The sequence below is a fragment of the Paenibacillus favisporus genome (assembly GCF_040545415.1).
In the GTDB taxonomy this organism is placed as follows: Bacteria; Bacillota; Bacilli; order Paenibacillales; family Paenibacillaceae; genus Paenibacillus_AQ; species Paenibacillus_AQ favisporus.
Genome location: NZ_JBEPLV010000001.1, coordinates 1,673,786 through 1,692,290 on the forward strand (window position 1 = coordinate 1,673,786; position 18,505 = coordinate 1,692,290).

The window sequence follows — 18,505 nt, forward strand, 5'->3', positions numbered from 1 at the left end:
ACCTCCAAGTGTTTATCCGGCTTGTGCGGCCGTTATCTCGGCCAATACTCTTCCGGCATGTACGTTGAGTTGAAGCCGTGGTTCAGGTGGGTGATGGCCAGCTGCTCATCCGGATCGGTAGCGAGCGGCATATCCCGGTTGTATTGAACGATTTGGTCCATCATCGGGAAGTTCCCGGACATCGTTTTGGTATTCAGCCAGGCGCCTGTGGCGTTCTGGAAGAAGTTCACGCCCCAGCAGTTTTCGTTGGCGATCCAGGCCAGGTTGTCGATGATTTTGCGCCGCTCCTGTTCGTCCTGAACATAAGGGAACCGTTTCATCTCCTTGTCGATATCGTATACTTTCCCGTCAATGCCCTTCAGCTTCAGATCGAGTTTGCCGGTATCGACTTCGTTGCCGTCCGCGTCCTTCTTCTTGACGTTCGGGAAGCCGACCTTCGTTTTCGTTCCCTGCCAGAACAGCACCCGCATCGAGCTCCACGGATTCTGGAAGCCCCAGGACACGTCAACCCAGTCCATGGACATATCGTACTGTCCCTTGTCGGCGTTGGAGAAGTAGATGGTGCTGTCCACAGCCTTCAGCTTCGTAGGTATACCGAATTTAGTGAACTGCTCCGCGGCGATCTGCGCCGAGTTCACGCCGGGTGCCCAGTTGTTCGGCGCACCGATGATGAAGGAAGGCACCTTACCGTCAGGATCGCGCCACAAACCGTCGGATCCTTTGGTCCAGCCGATTTCCTTCAGCAGCTCGGCCGCCTTATCCAGGTTCGTCGTATAATCGGTCATCTGATCAAGGACGGATTTGTCGACTTCTTTTTCGAGTGACGAAGGCATGATGCCCGTCATCGATATTTTCGGGTATTCCTGGCCGTAAAAGTTGCCGATTTCACGCAGCTTTTTCTTATCCAGCACATAGGTCAGCGCCTGCCGGAATTTGAGGTTGTCGAACGGCTTGTTGCGGATGTTGTACATCAGCCCCACGCTCGCCGGATCATACATCCGGTAGTGAACCAGATCTTTGTTCTGCTTCAGCAGCGATTCCAGGATGTCCTTCGGCGGGGTGCCGTCGTACCAGTCGAGCTTGCCGGCCTTGACGAGAGCGTATTGGGCCGAGAGCTCCGGCACATTTTTGATCCAGATCTTGTCAAAATGGACCGCATCGGGTCTCCAGTAATCTTCAAACTTATCCAACAGCATATCGGTCGTCGTCACTTTTTCAAACTTATACGGTCCGGTGCCGACCGGAATTTTCGGGCCCGCACGGGTGAATTCATTCCAGTTCAGGGCGATTTTTTTGCTGAGCTCATCCGTAATATCCAAGTTGAACGGTCCGTCCTTGGATTTGTCTGTAAGCGGTTTCGCTACTTTCAGCAAAGCATCGGCCTTATCCACGTATTTCTTGTAGATGTGGTAAGGGATTTGGCCCTGGAGATCCTGGGCGAGGAGCAGCTTTCTAAGTTCAGGATACGGCGCAGGGTTCATCCAGTGAAAAACAACGGTGTAGTCATCGGGGGTTTCGATCGAAGTCAAATACTTCGTCACTTCGGCCCCGTTGTTCAGCCGGTAGTACGCCCATACATCTTTACTGGTAAAAGGGGCGCCGTCATGCCACTTTACGTTCTGATGCAGATGTACGGTCGTCGTTTGCTCGGTATCCTCGGAGGATTCCGCCAGCCGGTTGTACACATTGTTCATTGACCGGATAAAGAAGAAGAGGCCCTCAAACATGTAGCGGTTGTTCGTATCCCCGGTTCCTCCGGAGCCGAACGGGTTGCCTTGGTACAGCGGGGGCTTGGGCCATCCGCCCAAGACGTGGAAAATCTTGTCCTTGTTGTACTTGATCTGCGCATCCGGAACCGGCTGCTGCATATCTTTCACTTCGCCGGCGCTGAGCCGGTCGACCAGGCCGGGAGCTGAGGTGCCGCAGCCTGAGACGATCATTACGGCTCCGAGCACAATGCTTAAACAAAGGCCTGATAATCTTTTGCGTCCGCTCAAGACGTTCATGCAGTTCCTCCCGTCTAGGTTATCTTCTCCAGAAGATTGGCTCCTGGAGTATTCCCTATTATAGCGAACGATTTCAAAATCAAGTTCATAAAAACGCTTACATACTCTCCCGAAAATGTATAGAATCGTTTCGTTTTCGACGGTCGAAAACTTTTATATTCATTCTTTACCAGATGCCAGCAAACGGCTGGCACAGCCCCTGTTAACAGCAAAAAGGCCCTTTGGACAAGGACCTTCCGAGTTATTCACAGCATTAACTTTCTCCGCTGCGCCTCCATTCCATCGGCGTCATGCCCACATGCTTGACGAACAAGTCATGGAAACGGCTGGACGAGCTGAAGCCGACTTCGGAGGCGATAAATTCAACAGGCTTGCGCGAGGTGTGCAGCAGCCGCTTGGCTTCGTCAATTCGCAAAGAAATAATGTACTGTTTAGGTGACATGCCGATGCGGTCGGTAAATTTTTTGCGGAAAATGCTTTCCGACAAATAGTGGTTCGCCGCCAGATCCGACACTTTCAGCGATGTATGGTAATTCTGGTGAATTTCCTTCAGCGCTTCCTGAATCATTTGCTCTTCAGGATGCTCCGAGAGGGCTTCAGCCGCTTGGTCGCAAGTTCCCGTATGATAAGCGAGCAGCAGTGTCTCCAGAGCATTGCGCAGCAGATCATAGGAATATTCGGTCTTCTCTTCCCGCCTGCATTCTTCCTCAATCTGGCGCATGCCGGCTAACGCGCGCTCCGTGGCGCCAGGGGTCAAAGACGCTTTCAGGATCGGACCCGGACGCTGCGAAAACGCATGCGACAACAAGTACTGGCAGTATGGCGGAAGGTTCTGATCATAGATGTGAAGTGAATAGCCTTCCCAGGCTTTGACACAGACGTAGCTGTGCTTCAGATCCGGCGGAATGAACAGTAGATCCCCCGGATGTGCTTCAACGTTCTGTTCCCCAGCGGCATAATAACCCTCTCCCCTTACGAGGAGGGTAATCTCCGCAGATGGGTGGGAGTGGGATAGAAATAAGCCCTCCTTCTGATCCTTGTCGCTCGGATTCGTATGAAAATACACGATGCTGTCCATAAATCCGATATCCATCAGCGATCCCTATCCTTTTCGAATGAAATTGGTTGAAAACGGTAGCCTTACGATAACACATACCCTTAAGACTGTATGTCAGGCGGAAGTATGGGGACGAATGGCCCCTGCCAGCTTTGAAAAAGGGTTCTCTACATGCATTGACGCCCGTCACGCCTTGCATGCACCTGCAACCTCAGCGCTTGACCCACACATCTTTGTAGTTGATTTTACCCCAGGTATCCAAGGTAATACCGCCTAAGGATTGATCATGTCCGATGATGTGGATGCTGTGGTACATAAATAACAGATGATGGTCTCTCTTTAACTGATCTTCAATCCGCCTCAGCAAAATCCTTCTTACGGTGTAATCCGGTTCTGCCAGAACCTCGGACAGCGCCCGGTCTACCCCATCCCTCGCGGCTTCGTCCAAGTGGTTGCGGATATATCCGTAATGGGAACGGTACATTTCGATCAAAGACACGGAAGGTTCGTTACCGAGTACCTCTCCGGCATAAATCATATCGGCTTGTTTCAAGACGGATGGATCCGTGAGCTCACGGATCGGCATCACATGGACTTCCACCTTCACCCCGATGTCTTCGCAGGCCCGACGGATCCATTCGGTATCCAGCTCGTTACTGGTCATTTCGTAAGTGTACAGGGTCAGCGTTTCTCCGCGGTAGGCGGATTCGGCCAGGCAGGCTCTCGCGAGCATCAATTCCCCGCCCCGCCCGTACGCCTCGTCATGGTCATACGGATTAAAGCCCGAGGAGGGCTGTTCTCTCTTTCCTCCCAGCTCCTTGACCATCTGTTCGCGGTTAATAGCTAAATGAATTGCCTCCCGAAGCTTCATGTCATGAAGTATTCCGTCCCTCGACAGATTAAAAGTCAGATAAGTACTACCCTCTTCGAGCCGGGTCAGCAAAGTTCCCGTTTTCTTCTTACCTGTCGGTTCAAAATAGAGCACCTGCGTGTCACGTTCCTGAAGTCTGTCGGGCTTCAGATGCTCCAAATAGTTCGGCCAAACCCAGATCTCGATTCGGTCCATCATCGGCCGGCCCTGGAAATACCGCTCGTTCGCTTCGAGGATCATGCCGTTATCGCTGTTCTCCTTCATGACAAATGGGCCTGTACCTACCGGCATCCGCCGTATATCCCGGGTCGCCGCAATGCGGTCCAGATCCTTAGGCACGATGGAGAAGCGTTCCGAAGCCAGTAGATGCAGAAACAGGGCGTTAGGTTCACTTAGGTGAAAACGTACGCTGATATCGCTGAGGACCTCAACCCTTGCCAAGTTCGCCATGAACCAGTCCGGCGGATTCAGCTGCCCAAAGCGCTGAAACGTAAATTGAACGTCTTCGGCCGTCATCACCTTCCCGTGATGAAACAGCACGCCTTTACGCAAATAAAAGGTCCATTCGGTGTACTCGTGATCCGATTCCCAGTAGTGGGCGAGCCCCGGCTTGATCACATGACCTGCCGTGTCGAACTCCACCAGCGTGTTCAAAATCTGTCGAATCAGGTGGGTCTCCGTGCGGCGAATGACGAACAGCGGCTCGAGATCGGGCACCGGCCGGTAAAACGGGAAACGGAGAATGTCCTTATGGTCGGAAGCCTTCTGCGCACCAAACTGCCCGGCCAGCCAATCGGAAAATTGGGATTCGGCCAAGGGATCCGTATGCGCATGCAGCAGCCCGAACGCCTCGCCGACATGTCCTTTTAAAGCCAGTTCTTTGGCTTTGTCCAGTAGCAGCTCCTGTGCATCGGCAACCAGGACGAGCCGCGACGTATTGCCCCGGCCCAATCCGCTCTGCCAATCAATAAGCCCCAGTTCCTTCATTTTCTGCACGAGCAGCTGTGCATTTCGCCGGGTGCATTCCCATATGTCCTCCAGCTCCTGCATCGTCACCTGGATCGAAGAGCCTCGGGGCTCGGAAGCAAAGTGTTGATTCAGTTTATTGTAGTAATGGACAACGTCCATATGAATTCCCCTCCTTTGCCATGAAAAGGTGAAAAATAAGCTTGCAGCTTTCGCCTTTCCCTTCGCCTTTTTCAAAATTATAATTTGACTTGTATGAAACGTAAAGAGGAGGTATTGAAACATGTTTGCGGCTGAGCCCCGGCAAGGTCCGGGCGCCTACTATCTTACGGAACACTTCTTACTTGATGCTTTCTTGCATCCGTCACCATCCCGGTTCCGGAGGAAATAACACACTCCCTTGATGCTTCTTGCCTCCGGCTCCATTACGGCTCCGGAGGAAAATGTATGAACTGGCGCTGCGCTTCTATGTATGATCTTACATAATCTTCGCTCGTCATGTCTATGTGCGCGGAATTGATGTTCTCCCCCATACCGTTCATTTCCCTGGAAACCGGTCACCGTGGGTGATCAATACAGCCGGGTTTTTGCTGATGACCTTCGAACGCTGGGCCGAGCTAGGCCGCGGGCCTGCTGCTGTGAACGTTGAGCATCTTGGTGATCTACACAGCCAATGGTGCTTCCGGGATGATGGCTACAAACATCATTTTGTACGCCAAAGATCACTCGGAGTTCTCGTGCTATTGTATTGGGATTCGTTCTCTCTGCAGCTGGAGCAGACTGGATTCATGACGCCGCTGGTTCACACCCAATAACATAACGCATCTGGTGTACACATGTCTTGGACGACTTTAGGGGAAATTCCGGTAGCTTCAACTTAAGCTAGCCCCATTTAGGTCAGACGGTTAAGTTCGGTGAGATGTTGCGCTTGCTGGTTACCCTGACTGCGCCATATGCCGCCTAGGCTTCATGTTCTTTTTCGCTTAAGCGGTGGCAAATGAGATGATGAAGCCCTACCCAACGAAGCTCTACCCAAACGGGAAATCCGCGCTCCTAACGATCAAATTATTTCTTGGGTAATCGCAAAATGTTCATAGGTTCGACATCCGCTGATGTCCCTCTATGTCGTTCATGCCGTTAAATGATTGAGGCAATCTGTCGAAACAGCACCGATTGAAAACGCTCCAATTTCCGATTATACTAGCTCCGCGGGTAAATCAACGAACAACGAACAACGAACGATTGCGGAGGATGATGCTGACATGTTCTATTTATTGCCTCTTATGCTGGAAAGAGTCGGCATCCTGATTATCGTCGCCTTTCTGCTGTCCAGGATGACGTCGTTCCGCCAGACGCTGCATCATGAGGATCGGCTTCCCGCGAAGCTGCTGCTGATCGTCATTTTCGGCGTGTTCGGCATGATCAGTAACTATACCGGTGTAGAAATTCATGGAGGTGCCATCGGCTCCGAAATCTGGCAGGCTGGCGTGCAGGTTGACAGCGCACTGGCCAATACGCGGATTATGGGCGTGGCCATTGGCGGCTTGCTTGGCGGACCGCTGGTCGGACTTGGGGCCGGGCTGATCGCCGGTCTCCATCGGCTGACGCTTGGCGGATATACGGCTGCCGCCTGCTCTATATCTACCATACTCGCAGGTGCGGTCACCGGCTGGATCGGCAGGCGGTTCCGGAGGTCCGATCCCGGCGCGCCATGGCGTGCGGTTGCCATCGGAATCTTGATGGAATGCGTACAGATGGGGATTATTTTGCTGATAGCCCGCCCTTTCGACGCCGCAGTTCAATTGGTTTCGGTCATCGCCCTGCCGATGATCGTCATGAACGGATTCGGCACCCTGATGTTTATGCTGATCATTCAGTCTATCCTACAGGAAGAGGAGCGGACTCGCGCCCTGCAGACGAACCAGGTGCTTCATATTGCCGACCGGACGCTGCCCTTTTTCCGTCAGGGCCTGAACCCGGCATCGTGCCGGGAAGCGGCAAGCGTCATTCTGGAGGCCACTGATGCGGATGCGATCTCGATCACGGATCGGGAGCAGGTGCTTACGCATGTAGGTGCCGGCTCGGACCATCATGTCCCGCTCCACAGCCTGGCGACCCAGCTTACCCGGTCCGTACTGGAACAGGGACGAATGTCTGTTGCGACATCGAAGGAAGACATTCAATGCTTCCATGATGGCTGCAGCCTGCAGGCTGCGATCGTGCTTCCGCTGCAAGTGCGGAGCGGCACGGTCGGGACGCTGAAGCTTTATTATACGAACCCGGCCCGGCTGGACCGTGTTCAGCGGGAAATGGCGGAAGGCCTTGGCCGCTTGTTCTCCACGCAGCTTGAGCTGGCCGAGGCGGAGATGCAGAGCAGGCTGCTGAAGGATGCCGAAGTCAAAGCGCTCCAAGCGCAGGTACATCCCCATTTTCTGTTTAACGCGATCAATACCATTTCAGCGCTGTGCCGGACCGATCCGGACAAAGCACGGGAGCTGCTCATTCAGCTCGGAGTCTTTTTCCGCAGCAACCTTCATGGCGCACGGCAGATCCTGATCCCGCTCAGCCAGGAGCTGAGGCATGTGGAAGCCTACTTGACGCTGGAGAAGGCGCGCTTCCCTGATAAATTCGAGATGACATTCGATATCGAGCCGGAACTGGCGAATTTGGAGATACCGCCGTTTACGCTGCAGCCCTTGGTCGAAAATGCCGTGCGCCATGCCTTCCATGGACTCGGTCCCCACCATAAAGGGAGCGTATGTATTGCCGCGAGCCAGAAAGGCCATGAAGTCATGATTGTCACGGCAGATAACGGCAAAGGAATCCCGGCTGAGCTGCTGGACCGGCTTGGTGAGCAGGCTGTTCATTCGGAAGACGGTACCGGCACGGCGCTGCATAATATCCGTAAGCGGATCGCGGAAATCTACGGCAGTGAGGGCTCGTTCCGGATCGTAAGCGATGCCCATACTCCCGGAACCCGAGTCGTGATTACGCTGCCTTTGCATCTTGCACATAGGAGGGAAATGCATGCTTAAAGGATTCATTGTCGACGATGAGCCGCTCGCCCGGGACGAACTGGCTTATCTGCTCGGGCGTACCAGACAGGTTCATATTGTCGGAGAGGCCGCTTCGCTGGAGACGGCGCTGCAATCGATTGCGGAGATGGCGCCGGACGTCGTGTTTCTTGACATCCAGCTGGCGGAGGATAACGGCATGGAGCTTGCCAAGCAGCTCTCGGTTCTGGAGCAAGTCCCCGATATCGTCTTTGCCACGGCTTACGATGAGTATGCGCTGCAGGCATTTGAAGTCAATGCTCTGGACTATATTTTGAAGCCGTTTGAGGAAGAGCGGGTGCGGAAAACCGTCGACAAAGTCATGAAGCTCCGCTCCACCCGCGAGAAAAGGGCAGCCCCTTCTCCCCCGCTGGGACCCGATCGTACAGGCAAGCTGGCGGTCAGCGCGGAAGAGCGGATTCTGCTTATTGATATCGACAACATCGTCTATGTGGGTTCCGAGGACGGCAAGAGCGAGCTGGTCACGACAGGCGACCGTTACAAGCTGAACGAGCCGCTGGTCAATCTGGAGCGCCGGCTGGCCGGAACTTCCGTCGTCCGGGTGCATCGGTCGTACCTGGCGAACTTGAACGCGGTCACCGAAATTCAGCCGTGGTTCAACTCTGCCTGTATTCTCGTCATGAAAGACGAATCCAAGGTTCCCGTCAGCCGATCCTTCACCAAGGAACTGAAGCAGCTGCTCGGATTGTAGCTGAGGATTAACAATCAATCCTCTTTCTGAGATCATTCCTTTAACGGCGGCAGATGGCCGGCAGTCCCTTTCCTGTCTGGCTTATCCTGTGGGGGCTCACCCGAAAATATATCTGCCTGCCATTCACCGCCTTCTTTTGGCCGTTCATCCTTTCCTCCCGACTTTTCGGCCTGAAAACACCTTGAATCGGTTTTCATCAGGTATAGTACGGATAAAATCTCTTCACCCGTACTAGCGGGGTGTGAATAAAGGAGGAACTCCTAAAATGAATGCGGTTACAATCGTCATAGCATCCATCTGTATTCTCATGATCGCCTACCGCCTGTATGGGACGTTCATGGCCGCCAAGGTGCTGAAGCTCAGCAACAGCACGCCTACGCCGGCCCATGACCTCGAGGACGGCAAGGACTACGTACCGACGAACAAATGGGTCACCTTCGGCCATCACTTCGCCGCGATCGCCGCCGCGGGGCCGCTGGTCGGGCCGATCCTGGCCGCCCAGTTCGGCTACTTGCCCGGCCTCTTGTGGCTGCTGATCGGAGCCGTCATCGGCGGTGCGGTTCATGACGCGGTAGTGCTGTACGCGTCCATGCGCAAGCAAGGCAAGTCGCTGTCCGAAGTTGCCAAGGATGAGCTTGGACCGGTCGCCGGCTTTTGCACGGGTCTGGCCATGCTGTTCATCATCATTATTACGATGGCGGGCTTGTCCATGGTCGTGCTCCATGCGCTCGAAAACAACCCTTGGGGTACCTTCGCCGTCGGCATTACGATTCCGATCGCCATGGGCGTCGGCCTGTACTACAAAAAAACCGGCAAGCTGAAGACCGCGACCACCGCAGGATTTATTCTGCTTATGATCGGCGTATTTGCCGGTCCTTATATTCAGGAAACGTCCTTCGCCCAATGGCTGACGCTGGATGCCAAGACGCTGGCCGTGATTCTGCCGATTTACGCTTTCTTTGCAGCGGCGCTGCCGGTATGGCTTCTGCTCGCTCCCCGGGACTATCTGAGCAGCTTTATGAAAATCGGCGTGTTTGTTGCCCTTATTGCCGGCGTGTTTGTCATTAACCCGGTGATCCGCTTCCCGGCTTTTACCGAATTTGCTGGAGGCGGGGGTCCAGTCATTGCAGGTCCTGTCTGGCCTTTTATTTCCATTACGATCGCCTGCGGAGCCATTTCCGGTTTTCATGCGTTCGTCGGCTCCGGGACGACGCCGAAAATGATCAATCAATGGACCGACATCAAGGTTATCGGCTTCGGAGCGATGCTCGTCGAATGCGTGGTCGGCATCATGGCACTGATCGCCGCTACAGCGCTGCACCCGGCCGACTATTTCGCCATCAATTCCGCCCCGGCCGTGTTCCAGACGCTTGGGATGCATGTGGAAAACCTGCCGCAGCTGAGCAAGGAAATCGGAATGGATCTGGAAGGCCGCACCGGCGGAGCGGTCACGCTTGCGGTCGGCATGTCGTATATTTTCACAAAAATTCCGTGGTTCAGCCATCTGGCACCGTTTTTCTTCCAATTCGTCATCATGTTTGAGGCGGTGTTCATTCTGACCGCGATCGATTCGGGGACCCGCGTCTCCCGTTATCTGATCCAGGACTTTTTCGGCGAGCTCTATAAACCGCTGAAGCGGACCGATTGGCTGCCCGGCAATATTTTTGCGAGTGCACTCGCCTGCTTCATGTGGGGATACTTGCTCTTTTCCGGTGATATCAGTTCGGTATGGGCCTTGTTCGGCGTCTCCAATCAGCTCATGGCTTCCATCGGCTTGATTATCGGAGCAACCGTTATTTTGAAAATCGCCGATAAGCCGATCTACGCTCTGACATGCATCGTGCCGCTAGCGTATCTATACGTTACGGTGAACTACGCAGGTTATTGGATGGTACGTCATGTGTACTTGAACCCGCAAGCTTCGGGGTATAACGTTCTCAATGGTGTGCTTTCGATCATTATGCTGATCTTGGGCGTCATTATTTTAATCACAGCCATCAAAAAATGGATGGAGCTGTTAAGCTCGCCGACGTTACACCATGGATCGTTGATTCCGTAATCCGTCTAAAATTTTTTTCATCTGCATACCAACCTGCCGCAAGGTCCTCCACTAAAGGCCTGGCGGCTTTTTTTGAATCATCCCCTGACATGGCAAGCCAATAATTAGCATTTGCTTCCAATATCAAGGAGTGATAATATGTATAGCGGCCATTCTGAGGCTGCATGAAATCATGATTATACAGGAAGAAGGAAGTAATTAATTACATGAATAACTCGATTCGTTTATTTAAGGTGTCCGGCATTGTGCATAAGGATCAACTTGTCGTTTGCGTCAAGGAATGGAAGCTCCTGAAGGAAACCGGGCGTTATTACGAAATTAAATCAGAAGATGCCTGCGTCAAGAGAGTGTATAAAGAAAAGCTCGGTGTGATCCATGACGACACCAAGGCATACGCGAACGGGCTGATTTCAAGCCACACCTTTTGTGCACATGAGGACATTGAAACCATGAAATCGCTCATTATCACAGAACTGGACTCCAAAATATCTTCCTACCTGCAAGACCTGCTGCTGAACAGAAAAGCACTGGAAAACTCGGACGAAACCTCGATTTCACTTCATATTACTGAGCTGAAACGTTAATTTATAATGACATGAATACTTATGCAAGGGCGTCCATCCACTCGGTTGGCGCCCTTGCTGCTTGTAACGAGAATCATCTGTACCTGCGGTCCGATTCCTGAATCGGATAATCGTTGCCGCTCATATCCCGTCTTCGCATCAGCCCTTCTTCATCAAACTCCCAATGCTCGTTCCCATGCGTTCTCATCCACTGTCCCGTGTCTGCGTCCCGCCATTCATACTCGAAACGCACCGAAATGCGATTGTCCGTGTAACACCATAGCTCCTTCATGAGCTTGTAATCCAGTTCTTTCGCCCACTTTCGTTTCAAAAAATCCCGGATAGCCTCCCTTCCCTTAAAAAACTCGGTGCGATTCCTCCACTCCGAGTCGGGAGAATAAGCCATCGCCACCTGATCCGGATTTCTTGTATTCCAGGCGTTCTCGGCAGCTTTTACCTTGGCAAGCGCTGACTCATGGTTAAACGGGGGTTTAATGATATTAGACATGGACTCCACCTCACGATATGAACTAACCACAAAAATGCAGTTGTTATGGTTAGTATGATATGTACTTTCCATTAACCTGTCAATCCATTATTATTAGGTTAGTTAAACAGAATGTCAGTTGGAGGAAATTTCATGACGTTAAATAATACAGGTTCGTTTCCACTGCTCTCTGGTCATCCTTCACTGGATTTGGTCAACACCGAGCTTGTTCGCAGAGGCATCCGCCATGATTTACTGATCCGTCCGGAAGATCTAACCGCTTGGCTTGAAGCATTACATATGAAGGAAAGTCTGCCTTCACTTCAGCATGCATCATCGGAGATCACGAAAGAAGCGCTGAATAAAGTTAAAGAATTTCGGATTGTCGTCAGAGACATGTACGAGCGGCTGGCTGACGGCCAAGAGGTTACCCGCTCATGGATCCGCCTCATGGAAGCGTGCATTGCCAACGCTCCATTGTCCTATCACTTCATCGACGGAAGACTCGTTCCCGTTCCGCGAGGCTCTGATATCGATGCGATCCTGTCCCTGGTCGCCCTGGATGCGCTCCGGCTGCTGGAAGCCGGTGAATTGGCGTTTCTTCATCGGTGTTCCAATCCCGAATGCGTCCTGCTCTATGTTGACCGTTCGGGACGACGGAAATGGTGCTCCATGAAGATTTGCGGAAACCGGATCAAAGTGGCGCGAAACCAGGCCAAAAAAGACCACAATCAAGATATGTAGTCACTAACACCACCACCAGCACAAACACCAATACGAACCAAACAAACTTTTTTTGCATTACATTGAATTTCTACGGGGACACAATAAAGGAAGTGGTTACGTAATATATATTATGTTAACCGCTAATTTCGCGGATAACCAAGGCGCACTTTCAAAATGTCCTGGCTCCACGAGTTTAACCTTACAATAATCATTTTTTCCTCGTTAGGATTGCATAAGCTTTTCGTAATAGTCCAATTTGGTCCGTGCCTCCGCGATCGTTTGGTCCAGCGCCTGCCGCTGCTCCTCCAACCGGTCCAATTGGGCCGCTAGAATAGACATCCGGCTTTGGGTTAACTTCATCTCTTCATCGTCCAGAGCTTCCTTGTTTCTGAAACACTGCCCGTCGGCAATAAAATCCTTAATGTCTTCCAACGACAAACCGCTCTGTTTTAAGCATTTGATCGATAAAATTTGGTGGACATTTGCATCGCTATAGCTCCTGACACCACCCGTTCCACGCGAAGCTGGTTGGATCAGTCCCATTTTTTCATAATAACGTAGTGTGTCCAGACTAAATCCAGTCATTGTGGAAGCTTCCCGAATGTTATACATAGAAAATCACCGCCTTTCCCCCTTATTGTAAACGCTGGAGCTGACTCCAGGTCAAGGGGAACGTCAATCGAAATGAGGTGATAGAATCAATTTAATATTAATGACATGAAATACTTTTGCTTTCAGAATCGTGTCAGAAAGAGAGGAGAAATGCAGGATGAAGGTACTTCAAGTGTACACACGAGTGTATGTGAATGATATGGAGACGTCCCTTAAATTCTATGAGAACTTGTTGAGTGAAGTTTCAACTTTTAGATTCAAGTATGAAGCAGCGGGATTGGAATTAGCATCGGTGGGCAACATTTTGATTTTGGCTGGATCGAATCAATCATTGGAGCCATTCCGTAAGACCAAGGCAACATTCAAGGTGGACAGCATTCATGAGTTTTATGACTACCTAAAGAGTTCAGGCTGCCAAATAATCCGGGATCTCACAAAAGTTCCAACGGGCACAAATTTTACGGTACAGCATCCGGATGGCGAAATTTTTGAATACGTTCAACATCATGATTAGGTAATCGCCCGCTATTGTCCGGGTTTCTCTTTTTCCGTGCTTGGTCCAATGTTCATAATAACCAGTCAATACTCATAAATGATAAATGTTTAAAAAAGAAAATGATATTAGGTTTACATAATAAATATTACGTTAATTAGATGCTATTCCCAACCTCTTTGATGCTGCCCAGCGTCATTCGTGAATACTTGAATCACACTTCTTTTCATAAAAAAAACGTCTACCGACGTACCTTTCAAAGATGACAGACCGCGTTTAGCGAAAATTTTTCTTGCGAGATCAGGAAGCGGAAGCTCCGAAACTTGTACTTTCTGATCTCTTAAAAAACCCATCCCCGCAGACGGGAATGGGTTGAAATCGTTCTACGCTATGCTTTCTGTATTCGTCGTATCGTCGTTTGGAGCCGGTCCAGATCTTTTTGAAAAGGACTGAGCACGCTGTAAACGTGAGCGCCGGATCCTTGTTTCCACAAATGCTTCGTGAAGTTGGCCAGCGTTCCGGACGGCCCTAGATCAACGCAAATATGCTCCGATGGGTTTAGGCGCTGCATCGCTTCCCGAAACCGGATCGGATGCCGAACTGCATCCCAGACATAGTCTGAAGATAATGACGTGATGCCCATTCCGTACAGGCCGGAAACCAGCTTCACCTGCGGCCGGTTCACATGGATTCCATTCAGGTAAGGTTTATAAGCCGTCTCTGCAGCGTCGATGGCTGCGGAGTGAAAGCCGTAGCGTACAGGCAGCACCTGGTGAGCGATCCGGTTTTGCTGTAAATACGTTTCCGCCTGCCGGATCCCTTCGGCTGTACCGGAAACGACGAAGTGGGACTGATAATTGACGGCCGCCAGCTCGGTATTCGTATGAAGCTCTGCGGCTTGCGTGAACATCGCGGGATCACTTGCGATGGCGATCATGCCACCAGGCTCACTAGTATTCTGGACCGCATCGGCTTGATTCGCAACAAGCTCCAAAGCCGTTTCCCAATCGATGACGCCGGCAACGGCGCAGGACGCAAATTCGCCCAAGCTCGTCCCAAGCACGAGATCTGGATCGATTCCGTTTTCCATCATCACCTGCGCCAATGCATATTCCACCATAAAGATGGCCGGATGGCTGTAGGATAAATGATCCAGCGGTTCCTCTGATTTTCGGCCGCTGCCGTACAATTCCAGGACGACAGACCTGCCTGTCGACTGGTACAGCCGCCGATCCATGCGGTTCATCCATTCCCGGAATCCGGAATGCCGTTCGTAGAGTTCGATTCCCATCCGGTAATATTGGGAGCCTTGACCGGGAAACAAGAAAACGACGGATTTTGACATAATCGAATTGACCTCCGTAAGGTAGAAAAAGTCTTGAGGATGTTATTCTTCTACCAACTTACCATTTCATGTTTCCTCCGTCCATCTCCCTTACAAGCGGTGGCCCTTGATCAAACCGCATAACCGGGTTCTAGCCGCACGGTTGTCCCTGTCTCCCCCGCCTTCCGCACTTGGTCCAGCAGCTCGTGAACCGCAAGTGCGGTTTGAAAATCCGGCGCCTCGTGTGTGTCTTTCGCCAGATCCCGGTGGATCTGCTGGTAAATGCCCGCCACATTGAAAGCGGGTGTTCCCATCAGCTCTGCCGGAGGCAGATGGATATGCCCGGGCAGCGTCAGTTCCTTCAGCTCTCCCCGCCCCTGCGTGCCAAGCACGATCAGATCATCGATTTGGAACATAAAGTTTTGACGTGAGCGGATGTGTAAATCCCCTTTCGTGCCGTTGATCTCGATCGCGAAGCTTCCCGCGTGCGCGTTGCGGATGTGGGAGCTGAAAACGGCCTGGCCCGGCAGAATCCCGCTAACCACGACATGATCCGGTGCCGACGCACGGATGATTTCACCCGTCTCTTCCACAGGGACCTGCCGCGCTTGCGTCTTCAATATGGCCGATATTTCGGAAAATGGACCAAAGAGATACATGATCCCATCCAGAAGATGGCCGCCGGCGATCGTCAGCTGATTGGCTCCGTTCGCATCGTCCAGCAAATAAACATGGCTCTGGTCGATCTGCTTGGAACGGATCGGATACGTCGGTATGGCGTAATTAACGTGAACGGCAAGCACATCCCCGACGTAACCTTCTGCCAAAAGCTTCCGGACGTAGCGGATGACAGGATTGGCGCGCGACTGCAGCCCGGCGAAATGGCGAACTCCTCGGTCGCGGGCCGCCTGCAGCAATGCTGACGATTCCGCGGTCGTCCGTCCGAGCGGGAACTCGCTGTACACATGCTTGCCGGCCTCAAGTGCCGCGCGAATCAGCCGGTCATGCTCCGGAACCCGGACGGACACGGTCACCAAATCGACCTCTGGATGCAGGGCCAGCTCAAGCGGATCGGAAAAGGCATGCTGAATGCCAAAGTGATTTGCGCTCGCTTCTGCGCTTTCCTGCCGCGACGTACCGACGGCGGTCACCATAAACTCGGGCAGCGCCTTCAGCGCCGGAATGTGTGCCCGGCCTCCCCACGCACCGTTCAAACCGGCACCGATGATTCCGACACGAAGAGGTTGATGATTTATATTCATAATTAAGCCTCCTAAAAAGTGGATAAGGGATCCACCCGACTACTGGCAAATTGTGGATGGGTTTTCGGGTTGGTAGACATAGATTAATACAGTGAGTACAATGTGAAAAGAAGGCACTTTTCGGTTCGTTACGAACCCGCAGGTGCGTTAGGAGGTGGATGATGGAAAACATAAGAGCAGCGGAACCCGCATTTTCGGTAACGTCCTGCACGGCTCGGCGTGTACTGGAAATCGTTTCGAATAAATGGGCGGTCCTCATCATTTTCGTATTGGAAAAAGGCACCAAACGGTACGGTCAGCTTCAGCGAAGCATCGCCGACATTTCCCAAAAAATGCTGACCCAGACGCTCCGCCAACTGGAGCGGGACGGATTAATTGAGCGCAGCGTCCTTCCCGAGGTTCCGCCTGTGGTGGAATATACCTTGACTCCGATGGGAGAGAGCCTGATCCCCTACCTGCGCCAGCTAAATCATTGGCTGAACGAGTATTATCCTCAGATCGAACAAGCCCGGAAAGATTACGATGCGAGAGAAAAGTTTAAGGCAGACAAAAGCACGCAGACCGTTTAGGTATGCGTGCTTTTTTAGATGCATGGATGGTGTCAATACGAGTCGGTGCTGTGGCCCTTCCGTTCGGCATCCTCCACCGCTTCATGAGTATGAGTGGCGCCCAGTGGGCCATGATGACTGCTCGAGCCATGCTGCTTGATCCCCTCGGCGACGCGCCGGCCGTATTCCTCATCGCACTGGGTCAGATGGTGGATCATCTTCTCCTGTATGACCGGGCTGCAGGAAGACAGCGCATTAACCAGATTGCTGATCAGCTCGTTCTTTTCAACATCGTCAAATGCACGGTACGTCTCCCCGGCTTGCTTGTAATCGTTGGTTCGTTCAATGCTGGCCCGCATCAGTTTGCCTTCGACATGCGGCATGTAGTCGATTTCCTTCCGTGGGGCTTCCTTCAAACCGTTCAGCGAGGACGGTTCGTAATTGATGTGAGGATTCTGTCCAGGCGCTTTATCTACATAATACGTCATCTGGCCGTCACGCTGATTGGTGGCCACCCGCTTCTTCGGCGCGTTGATCGGCAGCTGCAGGTAATTCGGTCCGACGCGGTAGCGCTGGGTATCCGAATACGAAAGTGTACGTCCCTGAAGCATTTTATCATCGGAAAAATCCATCCCGTCGACGAGCACGCCGGTCCCGAACGCTGCCTGCTCCACCTCGGCAAAATAGTTCTCCGGATTTTTGTTCAGCACCATCCGGCCGACCGGACGCCAAGGAATCTGCTCCTTCGGCCACAGCTTGGTATCGTCCAGCGGGTCGAAGTCCAGCTCGGGATGGTCGTCGTCGCTCAAAATTTGCACGAACAGCTCCCACTCCGGGTAATCGCCGCGCTCGATCGCTTCGTACAGGTCCTGGGTCGCATGGTTGAAGTTTTTACCCTGAATGGCTTCCGCCTCGGCTTGGGTCAAATTTTTGATGCCCTGTTTCGGCTCCCAGTGGTACTTGATCAATACCGCTTCTCCCTCGGCATTTACCCATTTGTAGGTATTCACCCCGGACCCCTGCATCTGCCGGTAGTTCGCAGGAATGCCCCATGGGGATTGAACGAACGTTACCATATGCATCGTTTCCGGCGAGTTGCAGCAAAAATCGAAGAACCGCTCGTTGTCCTGGATGTTTGTGACCGGATCCGGCTTAAAAGCGTGGATCATATCGGGAAACTTGATGGCGTCGCGGATAAAGAAAATTTTCAGGTTGTTCCCGACCAGGTCCCAGTTTCCGTCTTCGGTGTAAAATTTCACGGCAAAGCCGCGCGGGTCACGCAGCGTTTCCGGGGAATGGCCGCCGTGAATAACCGAGGAGAAACGGACGAAGACGGGCGTTCGTTTGCCCGCTTCCTGGAACAATTTCGCCCGCGTATACTTGGATACCGGCTCATCTCCAACCTTGCCGTAGGCCTCGAAGTATCCGTGCGCTCCGGCTCCTCTTGCATGCACGACGCGCTCTGGGATGCGCTCGCGGTCAAAATGCGTGATTTTCTCGATAAATTGATAGTTTTCCAGCGTTGCCGGTCCGCGGCTTCCCACCGTCCGCATGTTCTGGTTGTTCTTCACCGGATGGCCCTGGCGCGTGGTGAGAGACATTTCGTCTTCGCCCGGAGCCATGCGGTGGTCAAGGGCATCGCCGGAACCGGTCACCGAAGTGCCGTGCTCCATAGGCTTTTGTTGTTGGTCCATGCTGCTGTTCTCCTTTTCGTCTTTATATACACAAAGGCTGGTTAATTTTAGATGGCAAAGATATGAAGTAGC

At 52.4% G+C, this 18,505-nt stretch carries 15 protein-coding genes; 7 read left to right on the forward strand and 8 right to left on the reverse strand.

All coding sequences use genetic code 11. The features are described 5' to 3' along the window. Positions 1-32: 32 nt before the first annotated feature. The 3 genes from ABID47_RS07790 to ABID47_RS07800 form a co-directional block, all read right to left on the reverse strand. On the reverse strand, positions 33-2,006 hold the full coding sequence (locus ABID47_RS07790) for an ABC transporter substrate-binding protein (RefSeq protein ID WP_354495575.1): 1,974 nt from the start codon (positions 2,004-2,006) through the stop codon (positions 33-35). Positions 2,007-2,259: 253 nt separating this feature from the next. After that, positions 2,260-3,099: an AraC family transcriptional regulator gene (locus tag ABID47_RS07795; protein WP_354495576.1), complete on the reverse strand. Its 840-nt coding sequence runs from the start codon at positions 3,097-3,099 to the stop codon at positions 2,260-2,262. 175 nt (positions 3,100-3,274) lie between these two features. Next, a complete protein-coding gene (locus ABID47_RS07800; protein ID WP_354495577.1) occupies positions 3,275-5,062 on the reverse strand; it encodes an ABC transporter substrate-binding protein in 1,788 nt (595 codons plus the stop codon). Between the two features lie 1,100 nt (positions 5,063-6,162). On the opposite strand from ABID47_RS07800, the gene ABID47_RS07805 reads away from it, so the two are divergent. The 4 genes from ABID47_RS07805 (at position 6,163) to ABID47_RS07820 (ending at position 11,308) form a co-directional block, all read left to right on the forward strand. After that, on the forward strand, positions 6,163-7,935 hold the full coding sequence (locus ABID47_RS07805; protein WP_354495578.1) for a sensor histidine kinase: 1,773 nt from the start codon (positions 6,163-6,165) through the stop codon (positions 7,933-7,935). After that, positions 7,928-8,665, forward strand: a complete 738-nt coding sequence (locus tag ABID47_RS07810; RefSeq protein WP_354495579.1) for a LytR/AlgR family response regulator transcription factor — start codon at positions 7,928-7,930, stop codon at positions 8,663-8,665. The genes ABID47_RS07805 and ABID47_RS07810 overlap by 8 nt, the downstream gene beginning before the upstream one ends. 265 nt (positions 8,666-8,930) lie before the next feature. Next, positions 8,931-10,724, forward strand: coding sequence for a carbon starvation protein CstA (gene cstA / locus ABID47_RS07815; protein ID WP_354495580.1), 1,794 nt, complete (start codon positions 8,931-8,933; stop codon positions 10,722-10,724). 206 nt (positions 10,725-10,930) lie between these two features. Next, entirely contained in the window at positions 10,931-11,308 is a 378-nt protein-coding gene (locus tag ABID47_RS07820; RefSeq protein WP_163874752.1) for a hypothetical protein, read from the forward strand. 73 nt (positions 11,309-11,381) lie between these two features. On the opposite strand, the gene ABID47_RS07825 is transcribed toward ABID47_RS07820, so the two are convergent. Continuing rightward, the gene (locus ABID47_RS07825) at positions 11,382-11,795 is read right to left on the reverse strand and encodes a nuclear transport factor 2 family protein (RefSeq protein ID WP_076165324.1); all 414 of its coding nucleotides are present in this window, start codon (positions 11,793-11,795) and stop codon (positions 11,382-11,384) included. A gap of 132 nt (positions 11,796-11,927) precedes the next feature. On the opposite strand from ABID47_RS07825, the gene ABID47_RS07830 reads away from it, so the two are divergent. Beyond that, positions 11,928-12,518 (forward strand): CGNR zinc finger domain-containing protein, encoded by a 591-nt coding sequence (locus ABID47_RS07830; protein WP_354495581.1) that lies wholly within the window; start codon positions 11,928-11,930, stop codon positions 12,516-12,518. A 204-nt stretch (positions 12,519-12,722) separates the two neighbouring features. Here ABID47_RS07830 and ABID47_RS07835 read toward each other — a convergent pair whose 3' ends face one another. Continuing rightward, positions 12,723-13,112: a MerR family transcriptional regulator gene (locus ABID47_RS07835; protein WP_354495582.1), complete on the reverse strand. Its 390-nt coding sequence runs from the start codon at positions 13,110-13,112 to the stop codon at positions 12,723-12,725. Between the two features lie 157 nt (positions 13,113-13,269). Here ABID47_RS07835 and ABID47_RS07840 point away from each other — a divergent pair, with 157 nt between their 5' ends. Continuing rightward, positions 13,270-13,626, forward strand: coding sequence for a VOC family protein (locus ABID47_RS07840; protein ID WP_354495583.1), 357 nt, complete (start codon positions 13,270-13,272; stop codon positions 13,624-13,626). A gap of 367 nt (positions 13,627-13,993) precedes the next feature. Here the strand turns inward: ABID47_RS07840 and ABID47_RS07845 are convergent, their stop codons facing one another. Both ABID47_RS07845 and ABID47_RS07850 read right to left on the reverse strand, forming a co-directional pair. Further along, positions 13,994-14,950 (reverse strand): acyltransferase domain-containing protein, encoded by a 957-nt coding sequence (locus ABID47_RS07845; protein WP_354495584.1) that lies wholly within the window; start codon positions 14,948-14,950, stop codon positions 13,994-13,996. Positions 14,951-15,060: 110 nt separating this feature from the next. Then, positions 15,061-16,191, reverse strand: coding sequence for a Gfo/Idh/MocA family protein (locus ABID47_RS07850; RefSeq protein ID WP_354495585.1), 1,131 nt, complete (start codon positions 16,189-16,191; stop codon positions 15,061-15,063). A 161-nt stretch (positions 16,192-16,352) separates the two neighbouring features. On the opposite strand from ABID47_RS07850, the gene ABID47_RS07855 reads away from it, so the two are divergent. Then, entirely contained in the window at positions 16,353-16,760 is a 408-nt protein-coding gene (locus tag ABID47_RS07855; RefSeq protein ID WP_354495586.1) for a winged helix-turn-helix transcriptional regulator, read from the forward strand. Between the two features lie 32 nt (positions 16,761-16,792). Here ABID47_RS07855 and ABID47_RS07860 read toward each other — a convergent pair whose 3' ends face one another. Then, positions 16,793-18,433: a catalase gene (locus tag ABID47_RS07860; RefSeq protein WP_354495587.1), complete on the reverse strand. Its 1,641-nt coding sequence runs from the start codon at positions 18,431-18,433 to the stop codon at positions 16,793-16,795. Between the last annotated feature and the right edge of the window lie 72 nt (positions 18,434-18,505).